Annotated in this window: 11 protein-coding genes and 1 tRNA gene; all 12 read left to right on the top strand. The window is 41.1% G+C overall.

The genetic code is table 11. From position 1 onward, the window contains the following. Positions 1–141, top strand: a 141-nt coding sequence (gene tuf, locus AAF462_03705) for an elongation factor Tu (protein ID MEM7008218.1), incomplete at its 5' end; no start/stop codon positions are given. A 7-nt stretch (positions 142–148) separates the two neighbouring features. Beyond that, a complete protein-coding gene (gene rpmG / locus AAF462_03710) occupies positions 149–307 on the top strand; it encodes a 50S ribosomal protein L33 (protein ID MEM7008219.1) in 159 nt (52 codons plus the stop codon). 13 nt (positions 308–320) lie between these two features. Continuing rightward, positions 321–394 (top strand) — tRNA-Trp (locus AAF462_03715). A 101-nt stretch (positions 395–495) separates the two neighbouring features. Continuing rightward, positions 496–699 carry a preprotein translocase subunit SecE gene (secE, locus tag AAF462_03720; GenBank protein MEM7008220.1) on the top strand — a complete coding sequence of 68 codons (204 nt, stop codon included), beginning with the start codon at positions 496–498 and terminating at the stop codon, positions 697–699. A gap of 25 nt (positions 700–724) precedes the next feature. Next, on the top strand, positions 725–1,282 hold the full coding sequence (gene nusG / locus AAF462_03725; GenBank protein ID MEM7008221.1) for a transcription termination/antitermination protein NusG: 558 nt from the start codon (positions 725–727) through the stop codon (positions 1,280–1,282). Position 1,283: 1 nt separating this feature from the next. Beyond that, positions 1,284–1,700 carry a 50S ribosomal protein L11 gene (gene rplK, locus AAF462_03730; GenBank protein MEM7008222.1) on the top strand — a complete coding sequence of 139 codons (417 nt, stop codon included), beginning with the start codon at positions 1,284–1,286 and terminating at the stop codon, positions 1,698–1,700. Between the two features lie 49 nt (positions 1,701–1,749). Further along, entirely contained in the window at positions 1,750–2,475 is a 726-nt protein-coding gene (rplA, locus tag AAF462_03735) for a 50S ribosomal protein L1 (GenBank protein ID MEM7008223.1), read from the top strand. Positions 2,476–2,515: 40 nt separating this feature from the next. Further along, a complete protein-coding gene (gene rplJ, locus AAF462_03740; GenBank protein MEM7008224.1) occupies positions 2,516–3,358 on the top strand; it encodes a 50S ribosomal protein L10 in 843 nt (280 codons plus the stop codon). A gap of 56 nt (positions 3,359–3,414) precedes the next feature. Then, positions 3,415–3,807, top strand: coding sequence for a 50S ribosomal protein L7/L12 (gene rplL, locus AAF462_03745; GenBank protein ID MEM7008225.1), 393 nt, complete (start codon positions 3,415–3,417; stop codon positions 3,805–3,807). 263 nt (positions 3,808–4,070) lie between these two features. Continuing rightward, positions 4,071–8,183, top strand: a complete 4,113-nt coding sequence (rpoB, locus tag AAF462_03750; GenBank protein ID MEM7008226.1) for a DNA-directed RNA polymerase subunit beta — start codon at positions 4,071–4,073, stop codon at positions 8,181–8,183. Positions 8,184–8,212: 29 nt separating this feature from the next. Beyond that, positions 8,213–12,298, top strand: a complete 4,086-nt coding sequence (gene rpoC / locus AAF462_03755; protein MEM7008227.1) for a DNA-directed RNA polymerase subunit beta' — start codon at positions 8,213–8,215, stop codon at positions 12,296–12,298. Between the two features lie 73 nt (positions 12,299–12,371). After that, a partial coding sequence (locus AAF462_03760) for a valine--tRNA ligase (GenBank protein ID MEM7008228.1) occupies positions 12,372–13,810 on the top strand: 1,439 nt, incomplete at its 3' end.

Consider the following 13,810-nt stretch of genomic DNA (forward strand, 5'->3'; position numbering starts at 1 on the left):
GAGATGGTAATGCCGGGAGATAACATAAACATGGACGTAGAGTTAATAGCGCCGGTGGCAATGGAAGAGCAGCTACGTTTTGCTATCCGTGAAGGCGGCAGAACAGTGGGCGCAGGCGTTGTTACTAAAATTACGGAGTAATTAAATAATGGGCGATAACACATTAATCGTAGCTCTAGAGTGTGAAGAATGTAAGAGAAGAAACTACTCTACGACAAAGAATAGGCAGACTCACAAGGACAAAATAGAGCTTAAAAAGTATTGCAGATGGTGTAAAGGCCATAGACTGCATAAAGAAACGAAGTAAATATGAATTGATTAGGGCAGTAGCTCAATTAGGCAGAGCACTGGTCTCCAAAACCAGGGGTTGGGGGTTCGATTCCCTCCTGCCCTGTAAAAAAGTATTTGGATTGAATTTAGCTTTTGCAGGATTAAATTGTTTTAGTATGGTTAGATTGCTAGTGCAATAAAAATAATAATTATGGACTAAGATAAATGAGTAAGATAAGCGAACTTAGCTCGGAAACAGTACAATTTGCTAAAGACATTGAGAATGAAGCAAAACGTATTACTTGGCCGTCACGACAGGAGGCCATAAAGTCAACAATTGCTGTTATTGCTATCTCAGGATTGTTTGCAGCGTTTTTGGCAGGCGTGGACTATGTGTTCTCAATAATAGTAAGATACATATTGGGTTAAGGGTTATACGAGAAACGGGGTTTTAATGAATATTAGGTGGTATGTTGTACATACAAATACGGGCTTTGAAGATAGAGTTAAGTCTTACATTGAAGACAGAGCAGTAGTTGAGGGTTTTCAAGACGAGGTTGCTGAAGTTCTTGTACCTACTGAAACTATTGTAGAGCCGGTAAAAGGCGGGAAGAAAAAAACTTCTGTTAGAAAGTTTTTTCCTGGCTATATATTGGTGAGAATGGAGCTTAACGATAGAAGCTGGCACTTTATTAGAAATATTCCTAAAGTGATTGGCTTTGTTGGAGGAAAAATTAAGGACGGCGTCATAGATCCAGACACTGTACCTGATGTGAATGAAGAAGAAGTACTCAGGATAAAAAGACAAATTGAAGAGGGTACACTTAAGCCTAAACCTAAGATTTCTTTTGATAAAGGAGAGACAGTGAAGGTTATTGAAGGGCCTTTTGCTAATTTCTCAGGAGTTATAGAAGAAGTTAAGCCGGATAAAGCTAAGGTGCAGGTTCTTGTTACTATTTTTGGAAGAACCACTCCAATAGAATTAGATTTTAATCAAGTGGAGAAAATTTAAAATGAAGAAGATTGACGGATATATAAAACTACTAGTTGATGCAGGAAAGGCGACACCTTCACCTCCAGTTGGACCAGCACTTGGTCAAAGGGGTGTTAACATTATGGAATTTTGCAAAGCCTTTAACGCAGAGACTGCCAAAAAGGAAGGGCTTTTACCAGTAACTGTTACTGTTTATGCTGACAGATCCTTTTCTTTTGAGGTAAAGACTCCTCCCGTATCCTATTTGCTTAAAAAAGCGGCAAAGGTTGGTAAGGGTTCAGGAGAGGCTCTTAAGGTAAAAGTTGGAAAAGTAACAAAAGCTCAAGTGGAGGAGATAGCAAAGACTAAGCTCCCTGATCTCAATACCAATGATATTGAGGCTGCATCCAATATTGTAGCGGGTACAGCGAGAAGTATGGGGATCGATGTAGTTTAATTCTCTAAGGCAATAATATGGATTTCATTAGATTTGAAGGAGAAAAGTAATGGCAACAAGAGGGAAAAAATACGATGAGGTCAGCAAAGCAGTGGATCCAAAAGAGATCTACACTGTTGATGAGGCAATTAAACTAATTGAAGATACTAAGACTGCAAAGTTTGACGAGACCGTAGAGGTTTCAGTAAAACTGGGAATCGATCCAAGACAGGCTAATCAACAAATACGAACAGGACTTGTACTTCCTCACGGCATAGGAAAAGACATAACAGTTTTAGTATTTGCCAAAGGGGAAAAAGAAAAAGAGGCACAGGATGCAGGAGCTGATTTTGTGGGTCTCGATGATATGATTGAAAAGATTTCAAAAGATAACTGGCTTGATTTTGATGTATCCATTGCAACACCTGATGTTATGAGCAATGTTGCTAAGCTCGGTAAGGTTCTAGGGCCAAGAAGTCTTATGCCAAGCCCTAAAGTCGGAACAGTTACTTTTGATATTGAGCAGGCTGTAAAGGAAGCAAAAGCAGGAAGAATCGAAGTTAAAAATGACAAAGGCGGCGTTGTACATGCGCCTATAGGTAAGGTTTCTTTTGGATTTGAAAAGCTAAAGGACAATTTCTTAATATTTATGGACGCACTTACAAAAATGAAACCTTCATCATCAAAAGGAATTTTTATTAGAAAGATTACAGTTGCAAACACTATGGGGCCTGGTATCAAAGTGGATTCACATGATGTTCGCGATGTTCTAAAAGGGTTCCAAGCAGCAGCATAGTTAAATCATAACAAGAGGCAATTTAAAGAAGGAGTGAGTTATGTTAAGTAAAGCAGCAAAAAATGAAATAATCGATCAGTTTAGCGCAGTTTTTAAGGCTAACCCTTCAGTGATGCTCGTTGAGTATAAAGGGCTTAGTGTAAAAGAAATTGAGGGTCTTAGGACGAATCTAAAAGACGCCGATACAAACTTAACAGTCGTTAAAAACACTCTGCTTAAGATTGCTGCTAAAGACACTGATATTGAAAAGTTAAATGACTTGCTCTCAGGGCCAACTGCGATTGCGGTTTGTGAGAGTGATCCAACTGCAGCAGCAAAGGTATTTGTAGATACGGCTAAAGATCTTCCTTCATTAGTAATAAAGGGCGGTGTGGTTGAAGGAACAGTTGTTAGTGCTAATGAGATAGAGGCACTTTCTAAGCTACCTTCACGTCAGGAAATGATGGCGCAGCTACTTGGTGCGCTAACTAGCCCAATGTCTAATCTGCTGGGTACTCTTGGCCAGCTGCAAACACAGCTTCTATATGCACTAGAGGCCGTGAAGGATAAAAAAGAACAGGGCGGTGAAGCGGCAGCACCTGCAGAAGAAAAGTCGGAGGCACCTAAAGAGGAAGCTAAGCAAGAAGAATCTAAAGCTGAGGCCAAAGAAGAAACTCCAAAAGAGGAAGCAAAAGAGGCTGAAGCCAAGGAAGATAAGGCTCCTGCAGACGATGCAAAAGAAGTAGAGGCCAAAGAAGAAGCGCCTTCAGAGGAAGCTAAAGAAGAAGCTCCAAAAGAAGAAGAAAAAGAAGAGCCTAAGGCTGAAGCAGAAGAAACGGCCCAGTCTGAAGAAGTTAAAGAAGAAAATTCAGAGGATTCTGAAGAAGAAAAAGAAGAAAGTTAAGATTTGTAAAAACTATAAAAACATATTTTCAATACATTTAAGGAGGTACAGGTTTAATGCCTGAAACAACTAGAGAAGATGTCCTAACTTATCTTGAGAAAGCAAGCATGCTTGAAATCTCAGATCTAATTAAAGACATCGAAGAAAAATTTGACGTAAAGGCTGCAGCTCCAGTAGCAGTAGCAGCAGCACCAGGTGGAGCACCAGCAGCAGACGGCGCAGCTCCAGCGGCTGAGAAAGATGATTTCAACGTAGTCTTAAAAGCTATTGGCGACAACAAGATACAGGTTATTAAGGCTGTTAGAGAAGTAACATCTCTAGGTCTTAAAGAAGCAAAAGAGCTTGTAGAAAGCGCCCCCAAGGCAGTAAAAGAAGGTGTTGATAAAGAAGAGGCCGAGAGCATCAAGAAGAAGCTCGAGGAATCTGGCGCAGAAATAGAAATCAGCTAATTGTTCTTAAGTTTTAAAGCGTGTGGTTTTCTCTTATATGCTGATGATAACTTCAACATTTCTGAAAGCCCGGCCAATTATAGATGTATGGTTGATTTGCATTTGTGTGCCTTAAATGAGTGCGGATCTAAAAGATACATCTATAAAGAGCAAATCGCTCGTAAGAACAGTTAACTGGATATAGAATAGTTGCGCTGTTTTATTGTGAATTTGGTTTTGAAGATTGTCACGTGAGTTAATAAAAAAAATGGGGGTAAGCCAAATTGAGCCTTGATGGTGTAGAAGCATATAAATTTAGAAAGAGTTTTTCCAAAATACCATCTGTTCTAGAAATACCTCACCTGCTTGAAGTGCAAGTAGAATCCTACAAGGAATTTCTGCAAGCAAATACTGAGCCTGACCAAAGAGATGATTTTGGACTGCATAACGCTTTTAAAACAGTTTTTCCTATAGAGGACTATAACGAAAAAGCGTCTCTAGAATATATTAACTACCGGCTTGATAGACCTAAATATGAAGCGGTAGAGTGCCGACTTAAGGGCTACACATATGTTGCGCCCTTATACGTTACTTTTAGACTCGTAATTTGGGACACGGAAACAAGCGATGAGCGGACTATTAGAGATGTAAAAGAACAAGAGGTCTATTTCGGCGAGATTCCGCTAATGACCCCTAATGGTTCATTTATTGTAAACGGCACTGAGAGAGTTATTGTGAACCAGCTTCACCGCTCTCCTGGTGTATTTTTTGACCAAGTTAAAAATAAGGACAACAGCTCCGGAAGATCTTCATTTTCTGCCAGGATTGTTCCTCATGACGGCAGATGGATTGACTATGAGTTTGATTCAAAAGACCTTCTTCATGTAAGGATTGATAGGAAGAAAAAATTTCTTGTAACTGTGCTCTTAAAAGCGCTGGGTTATGATAACAAACAGATACTTCATCATTTCTATCCAGTAGAAAGTATTCATATCAGTTCTGATGGAATGACTAAAGATCTAAATTTTGATGTTCTTCCTTATCAAAGGTCCACAGCCGATATATTAGATCCTAAGAGCGGTGATGTATTAATTAAAAAGGGAAGAAGATTAGTACGAAATCACATCGAGAAGTTAAAAACCGCAAAACTTAAGACAATACCTATAGACCCAAGTGAATTACTCGAAAAATTTGCGGCTGATGACATTGTAGATAAAAAGACCGGTGAGGTTGTCGTTAATTTCAACGAATTAATTACAGAAGAAAAGCTGGATGAAATAAAAAACAGCGACGTATCTGAGTTAAAAGTATTCTACATTGATAATATTTCTGTTGTTGCATCTCTGAGAAACACTGTGCTTGCTGATAAAGTAAATACAAGAGAAGAGGCGATAACTGAAATATATAAAAAATTCAGGCCAACAGACCCGCCAACACTCAGCGTTGCAGAGACGTTTTTTGAAAATATGTTTTTTAATCCAGACACATACAGACTTTCTCAGGTTGGCCGCCTAAAGATTAACTATAAGCTAAATCACGGGATTTCTGATGAAGTCTCAACATTAACCAAGGAAGACATTCTTGGAACAGTTGGATACCTTCTAGGACTAAGAGGCGGAAGGGGTGTCACCGATGACATCGACCACCTGGGAAATAGAAGAGTTAGAACAGTTGGCGAGCTAATTGAGGACAGATTCTACCACGGTCTTGAAAGACTAGCGCGCTCAGTAAAAGAAAAAATGGGCTATCAGGCAGTAGAAAACTTAATGCCTAGTGAGCTCTTGATCCCTAAAACCGTAATAGCCGTGGTAAAAGAGTTCTTTGCTACAGGCCAATTATCACAGTTTATGGATCAGACTAATCCTCTCTCTGAGATTACACACAAAAGAAGATTAAGTGCGCTAGGGCCTGGAGGTCTGACGCGTGAGAGAGCAGGGTTTGAAGTAAGGGACGTACACTCATCCCACTACGGAAGAATATGTCCAATTGAAACCCCAGAAGGACCAAATATTGGTCTTATTTCAAGTCTTAGTACATATGGGAAAATTAATGATTTTGGTTTCATCCAAACTCCTTACAGGGTAGTAAAAAATGCCAGAGTTACCGATGAAATTATATATATGAACGCACTTGCTGAAGAAAAATATATAATTGCACAGGCAAACGCTGCGCTTGATGAAAAAGGCAACTTTACATCTGAATTTATTTCTGCAAGACAAAGCGGTGAGTTTTTGATGGTAGAGCGTGAGAAGGTTGAGCTAATGGACGTATCGCCTGCTCAGCTAGTATCAGTTTCAGCATCGCTAATACCTTTCTTAGAGCACGATGATGCAAATAGGGCACTTATGGGCTCTAATATGCAACGTCAGGCCGTTCCGCTTATTAGAACCAGCGCTCCTATTGTGGGCACCGGGCTGGAAAACACGGTAGCCAAAGACTCAGGAGTTGCAGTGATAGCAAAAAGAGACGGAGTAGTAGAGTATGTTGATTCAGCCAGAATTGTCGTCAGCGCATATACAGAAAGCGGCTCAGATGAGGCCGGCGTTGATATGTATAACCTGCTTAAATTTCAAAAATCTAACCAAAGTACATGCTGGAATCAGATACCTATAGTTAAAAAAGGCCAGGTAATTAGATCTGGTCAGGTTATTGCAGATGGCCCTTCCACAGATCATGGAGAGCTTGCTCTTGGACAAAACGTCCTTGTAGCATTTATGCCGTGGGGTGGATACAACTTTGAGGATGCTATCTTAATGAGCGAGAAGCTTGTAAAAGAAGATAGGTTTACCTCAATCCACATTGAAGAAGTTGAGTGTATAGCAAGAGAAACAAAACTAGGAAGAGAAGAAATAACAAGAGATATCCCAAACGTTAGTGAAGATGCCCTTAGAAACCTTGATGAGAGCGGTATTATAAGAGTTGGCGCTGAGGTAAAACCGGGCGATATTATAGTAGGGAAAATTTCTCCAAAAGGAGAAACACAGCTATCTCCAGAAGAGCGTCTCCTAAGAGCTATATTCGGTGATAAGGCAGGAGATGTTAAAGATACTTCGCTACGAGCTTCACCTGGAGTTTACGGAACTGTTATTGACGTCAAAATGCTTATATCCCGTGTAGTGGATAAAGACGACAGGGCAAAGAGTATTGAAGATTTTGAGGTAACACGTCTTGAGCATGACAGAGACGACGAGATTAAGATATTAAAAGATGATGCGCTTGAGAGAATTAAACCGCTTATAGTTGGTAAAACCTCAGCCGCAAAACTTACCGTTTCAAGAAAAACTGTCTTAAAACAGGGCGATAAAATTGAAGAAGAAACACTTCAAGGCGTGCCATTTGAAAAACTTGCTGACATAAGCATAGAAAAAGGCGCTAAAGCTGAAACAGAAATCAAACGTATCATAGAAAGAACACTAGAACAAATCGATTTAACAAACGTAATTTATGATCAGAGAATATCTAAGCTAACTAAGCCGGATGAGCTGCCACCAGGAGTTCTTAAAGTAGTTAAGGTCAACATTGCTGTTAAAAGAAAACTGCAGGTTGGTGATAAGATGGCTGGTAGGCATGGAAACAAGGGTGTTATTTCAAAGATTCTCGCGGAAGAGGATATGCCTTATCTTCCAAACGGGTCACCTGTTGAAATGGTTCTAAACCCACTCGGTGTTCCATCAAGGATGAATGTAGGTCAGGTACTTGAGACCCATCTTGGATGGGCAGGTAAAGAGCTTGGCCAGCAGCTTGATGACATCATGGAGAGGGAGTTCAGCCCTAAAGCGCTTAGATCAAAACTAAAAGATATATATGACAACGCTGAGACTAAAAAGCTAGTTGATAATCTCGACGATGATGAAGTCGTTGATATTGCAAGACGCTTAAGTAAAGGTGTTCCAGTCAGGTCTCCAGTTTTTGACGGAGCCTCAGAAAAACAGATAAAAGAATTGTTATCAGAAACAGGTCTTCCTGAAGAAGGAAAGACCATCCTGTTTGATGGCCACACAGGAGAGCCTTTTGATCAGAAGGTGACTGTGGGCGTTATGTATATGCTAAAACTGCATCACCTTGTTGAAGAAAAGATTCATGCAAGGGCTATCGGACCATACTCTCTAGTAACTCAGCAGCCTCTTGGCGGTAAAGCGCATTTTGGTGGCCAGAGACTTGGAGAGATGGAAGTGTGGGCGCTAGAAGCATATGGCGCATCATATACACTTCAAGAGTTTTTAACAGTTAAATCAGACGACGTTATTGGAAGAACGAGAATCTTTGATTCTATCGTTAAAGGCGACATGAATTTTGAGCCTGGACTTCCAGAGTCATTTAAAGTACTGCAAAAAGAGCTTCAGGCACTTTCACTCGATGTTGATTTGCTTGAAGAAGATGAATTAGAAAGGGATTAAGAATTTCAAAATACAAAGGGAGGTAAAACGTGGACGTAGATACCCTTTTTGAAAAACCAAAAAATCCTTCAGAGTATTCTGCGGTTAAAATCTCAATAGCATCACCTGAGAAGATCAAAGAATGGTCTAATGGTGAAGTAAGAAAACCGGAGACTATCAATTACAGGACATTCAAACCTGAGAGAAGCGGTTTGTTCTGCGCCAAGATTTTTGGCCCTGTAAAAGATTATGAGTGTACTTGCGGAAAATATAAAAGATTAAAACACAGAGGAATCACCTGTGAGAAATGCGGAGTTGAAGTAATTTCTTCTAAGGTAAGAAGAGAGAGAATGGCTCATATTGAGCTTTCTTCACCTGTTGCTCACATCTGGTTTCTAAGAAGCATACCTTCACGAATTGGGATGCTGCTAGACATGACTCTTAAAGATCTTGAGAAAGCTCTTTACTACGAGTCATACGTTGTAGTAGACCCAGGCGGGACTCCTCTTAAATTTGCAGAGGTCCTAAGTGAGGATAAATACAGAAAAGCTGTAGAAGAGTATGGCCACAGTTTCAGAGTCGGAATGGGCGCTGAAACAGTAAGGGAGATGCTCAAGAAAATTGATCTAATGGAGCTCTCAGAAGAGCTCAGATTAGAGATGAAAAATACATCTTCTCCAATTAAAAGGGCCAGAATTGCAAAAAGACTAAGAATCAGTGAGGCGTTTAGAAAATCAAAGAACCGCCCTGAGTGGATGATTCTTACAAGAATCCCGGTTCTGCCTCCGGACCTAAGGCCGCTTGTTCCATTAGACGGTGGAAGGTTTGCTACTTCTGATCTAAACGATCTTTACAGACGTGTTATAAACAGAAATAACAGACTTAAAAAACTGCTTGAACTTGGAGCTCCTGATATCATCGTTAGAAACGAGAAACGTATGCTTCAGGAATCAGTTGACGCTCTACTTGAGAACGGACGTAGAGGAAGACCAGTACTTGGTCATAACCACCGTCCGCTTAAGAGCTTAAGCGATATCATTAAAGGAAAACAGGGACGTTTCAGACAGAACCTACTTGGTAAGAGGGTCGATTACTCTGGACGTTCAGTGATAACAGTAGGACCTGAGCTTAAGCTTCATCAGTGCGGAATTCCAAAGCAGATGGGTCTTGAGCTATTTAGACCATTTATCTATCAAAAGCTAGAGAAATGGGGAGCTGCTGCGACTATTAAAATCGCTAAAAAATTGGTTGAACAAGAAGCTCCTATAGTTTGGGACGCGCTTGATGAGGTTATTAAAGAGCACCCGGTGCTACTAAACCGTGCTCCAACACTTCACAGGTTAAGTATCCAGGCATTTGAGCCGATACTAATTGAAGATAAAGCTATTCAGATTCACCCACTTGTCTGCCCAGCATACAACGCAGACTTTGACGGTGACCAAATGGCTGTGCATGTGCCTCTATCAATTGAGGCTCAGACAGAGTGTAGGGCTCTTGTTATGTCCACAAACAATATCTTGTCCCCAGCACACGGAAAGCCAATTATTCTTCCAACTCAAGACATTGTTCTTGGGATTTACTATATGACAAGGGATGTGGCCTTTGATAAGGGAGATGGAAAAATATTCTCCACTATAGATGAAGTACAAATGGCTTATGACTCTGGAGAAGTAGGAATACATGCGAAGATAAAAATCAGAATTAACGATACAATGTATGAAACCACTGTTGGAAGAGTCTTCCTATACGACATTATGCCTGAGGGAATACCTTTTGAATTGGTAAACAGGGTAATGACAAAAAGAGCTTCCGAGGACCTTGTTGATAGCTGTTTTAGGGTCTCTGGTGGCAAGAGCACAGTAATTCTTGCAGATCGTATGAGAACCTTAGGATTTAAGTATTCTACAAGATCAGGTATTTCAATTGCTATTGATGATATGAAGATACCCGATGCAAAAAAAGATATGTTACAAAATGCCCAGGATGAGGTACTAAAAGTACAAACTCAGTACTCACAGGGTCTCATTACTGATGGTGAGAGATACAATAAAGTAATTGATATCTGGGCACGTACCAGTGATGACGTGGCTCAGGAAATGATGAAAGATATCACATTTGAAGAATTAGTAGATAGTGAAGGTGATATGAAAAAGGGTGCTAGCTCCAATCCAATCTATATGATGATCGACTCTGGAGCAAGAGGTTCTCAGACTCAGGTTCGTCAGCTAGCAGGTATGAGGGGCCTTATGGCTAAGCCTTCTGGTGAGATTATTGAGACTCCTATCACCTCAAACTTCCGCGAGGGATTAACTGTGCTCCAGTACTTTATTTCTACTCACGGAGCTCGTAAGGGACTTGCGGATACAGCGTTAAAAACTGCGAATGCAGGATACTTAACCAGGCGTCTTATTGATGTTGCACAGGACGTTATGATTAAAGAATATGACTGCGGAACAGCTGAAGGTATTACAGTGAGTGACCTTGTAGAAGGCGGCGAGATTATTGAGCGCGTTGGTGAGAGGGTGCTCGGAAGGGTTACTTGCGATGATATTATTGACCCAGTAAGCGGAGATGTAATTGTAAAAGCCAACAATGAAATAGACGAGGCTGCAGCTTCCAAGATTGACGAAGCCGGAAGTATTACAGAGGTTCGGATCAGATCAGTTCTTACTTGCGAAACTAGAATAGGTGTTTGTGTCCTTTGCTACGGAAGGAACCTGGCAACCGGTAAACTTGTGAACATTGGTGAGGCTGTAGGAATTATCGCAGCTCAGTCAATCGGTGAGCCCGGAACCCAGTTAACTATGAGAACGTTCCACATTGGTGGTGCTGCTAGTCAGAGGGCTGCTGAAAGTACACTTGAAAATACCCATGAGGGTGAAGTTCAGTTCAGCGGTATAAGAACAGTAACATCAAGTGATGGAAGCCTTGTTGTTGTAAATAGAACTGGGACACTAATAATTGTTGACGACAAGGGTTATGAAAGAGAGAGATATCCTCTAGCACTTGGAGCTAAGCTTAAAGTAGCTGAAGGGGAGAAAGTGAAAGAAGGTCAGCTTCTTGCTGAGTGGGATCCTTATACAACTCCATTTATCTCTGAGTTTAACGGAACTGTTGGTTTTGTTGACTTAGAACAAGGAGTAACCCTAAAAGAACAAGTTGACGAAGTTACTGGTATCTATAAAAAAGTTGTAATTGAATCTAAAAACCTAGATGCTCACCCAGGTCTTGTGATAAAGACTGATGAAGGAAAGAGCATACAATATTCACTTCCAATTGGAGCCATCATCGAAGTTAATGAGGGTGATAAGGTTAGTGCTGGAGACATTTTTGCTAAGATTGCAAGAGCTACAGCGAAAACCAAGGATATCACTGGTGGTCTGCCAAGGGTTGCTGAGCTATTTGAGGCACGACTTCCAAAAGATCCAGCTGTTGTCACGGAAATCGATGGTGTCGTTTCATATGGCAAGGACGTAAAAGGTAAGAGAAGAGTAGTGGTTACTCCTGAAGTGGGAGAGCCTAAAGAATATCTAGCCCCAAGAGGTAAGCATATTCTTGTAAGAGAAGGTGAGCAGGTTACATCAGGTGATCAGCTTGTAGACGGCTCTGTTAATCCGCATGACATCTTAAGAATTCGGGGTGAGCGTGCGTTAACCAGATATCTAGTGGATGAAATCCAAGAGGTATATAGACTTCAGGGTGTTAAAATTAACGATAAACACATCGAGGCCATAGTAAGGCAGATGTTAAAAAGAGTTAGGATCAAAGATCCGGGTGATACAATTCTTCTCGTTGGAGAGGCTATTGAGAAGCACGTGTTCTTTGAAGAAAACGAAAGGGTAATTGAGCAGGGCGGTAGACCTGCATCAGCTGAGCCTCTACTTCTTGGTATCACAAGGGCATCACTTAGTACTGATAGCTGGCTTTCTGCGGCATCATTCCAGGAAACAACAAGGGTGCTAACAGAAGCTGCTTGTGAGGGTAAAGAGGACTACCTAAGAGGCCTTAAAGAAAATGTTATTATGGGAAGACTTATACCTGCGGGTACCGGACTTCCGATTTACAGAAACATTGATGTTGAAGTGCCAGTTCTAGAAGTTCCGGTTCCAACTGCTACCGCAGCTGAAGAAGAATAAGAAAATAAAAGCGGGGCAAGGCTGAAATCTGGCTTTGCCCCACTTAATCTAATTCAGTATCCACTAACTTAAAATGTCAGATACAGCTAAAACCGAAATGGATAAAGTTTATGATCCAAAGAAGGTTGAAGATAAATGGTATGAAGATTGGATTTCAAAAGGCTACTATAAGTCTGATGCATCTTCTGACAAACCGTCATTTACAATTGTAATCCCTCCTCCTAATGTGACTGGTTCTCTTCACATTGGGCACGCACTAAACAACACACTTCAGGATATTCTGATCCGCTATAAGCGCATGAAAGGTTTTGATGCCCTTTGGGTTCCGGGTACAGATCATGCCGGGATCGCAACTCAGATGATGGTTGAAAGGGAGCTTGTAAAAGAAAACACATCCAGGGCAGAGATGGGAAGAGATGCCTTTTTAGAACGCGTTTGGAAGTGGAAAGAAGAATCAGGGGATACAATTACGCGTCAGCTACGCAGCCTGGGAGCACTTCCTGATTGGGACAAAGAAAGATTTACTATGGATGAAGGTCTTTCGGCTGCAGTGAGAAAAGTATTTGTGGATCTTTATGATCAGGGGCTTATTTATAAAGACAAAAGACTTGTTAATTGGGACCCAAAACTCTGCACCGCAATATCTGATCTCGAAGTAGAACAAAGAGAATCGAACGGCCACCTTTGGCATTTTAAATATCCAATAGAAGACAGCGAAGATCAGTATATAACTGTTGCGACAACCAGACCGGAAACGATGCTTGGTGATACAGGGGTTGCAGTTCATCCTGACGATGACCGCTATAAGGATTTAGTGGGCAAAAATGTCATACTTCCGTTAGTTGGACGTAAGATCCCAATAGTTGCAGATGAGTACAGTGATCCTGAAAAAGGCACAGGAGCAGTAAAAATTACACCTGCTCATGATTTTAATGATTTCGAGGTAGGGCAGAGGCAAAACCTTGAAATGATTAATATTTTTGACTCAACTGCACACTTGAATGAAAATGTTCCCGAGGTCTATAGAGGTCTTGAGCGTTTTCAAGCCAGAAAGAAAATAATAGAAGATATGGAAAACCTAGGTCTATTAGCCGAGATTGAGGGCACAGTTCACACAGTCCCCTACGGCGATAGGTCTGCTGTTGTTATAGAACCATGGCTCACAGACCAGTGGTATGTCGATGCTGAAAAATTGGCAGTAGAAGCCATAGCTTGTGTAGAGGACGGCAGGGTTAAATTCATACCTAAGTACTGGGAAAGAACTTATTTTGAGTGGCTACGCAACATTGAGCCTTGGTGCATATCCCGTCAGCTATGGTGGGGTCATCAAATACCGGCTTGGTATGGTCCTGATGGTAAAGTTTTTGTAAAAGAAACTAAGGAACTAGCCTTACAAGCTGCAAAAGAGAACTATGGTAAAGATGTAGAATTAAGCCGCGATCCTGACGTGTTGGATACATGGTTTTCTTCTGGGCTGTGGCCATTTTCAACTCTTGGCTGGCCTGAGAAAAC

The sequence above is a fragment of the Thermodesulfobacteriota bacterium genome (assembly GCA_039028315.1).
Taxonomy (GTDB): Bacteria; Desulfobacterota_D; UBA1144; order Nemesobacterales; family UBA2774; genus CR02bin9.

Bases quoted from the DNA above. Each gene is read 5' to 3' on its own strand.
- rplA (MEM7008223.1), top strand. From the start codon at position 1,750: ATGGCAACAAGAGGGAAAAAATACGATGAGGTCAGCAAAGCAGTGGAT.
- rplJ (MEM7008224.1), top strand. From the start codon at position 2,516: ATGTTAAGTAAAGCAGCAAAAAATGAAATAATCGATCAGTTTAGCGCA.
- secE (MEM7008220.1), top strand. From the start codon at position 496: ATGAGTAAGATAAGCGAACTTAGCTCGGAAACAGTACAATTTGCTAAA.
- rpmG (MEM7008219.1), top strand. From the start codon at position 149: ATGGGCGATAACACATTAATCGTAGCTCTAGAGTGTGAAGAATGTAAG.
- rplK (MEM7008222.1), top strand. From the start codon at position 1,284: ATGAAGAAGATTGACGGATATATAAAACTACTAGTTGATGCAGGAAAG.
- nusG (MEM7008221.1), top strand. From the start codon at position 725: ATGAATATTAGGTGGTATGTTGTACATACAAATACGGGCTTTGAAGAT.
- rplL (MEM7008225.1), top strand. From the start codon at position 3,415: ATGCCTGAAACAACTAGAGAAGATGTCCTAACTTATCTTGAGAAAGCA.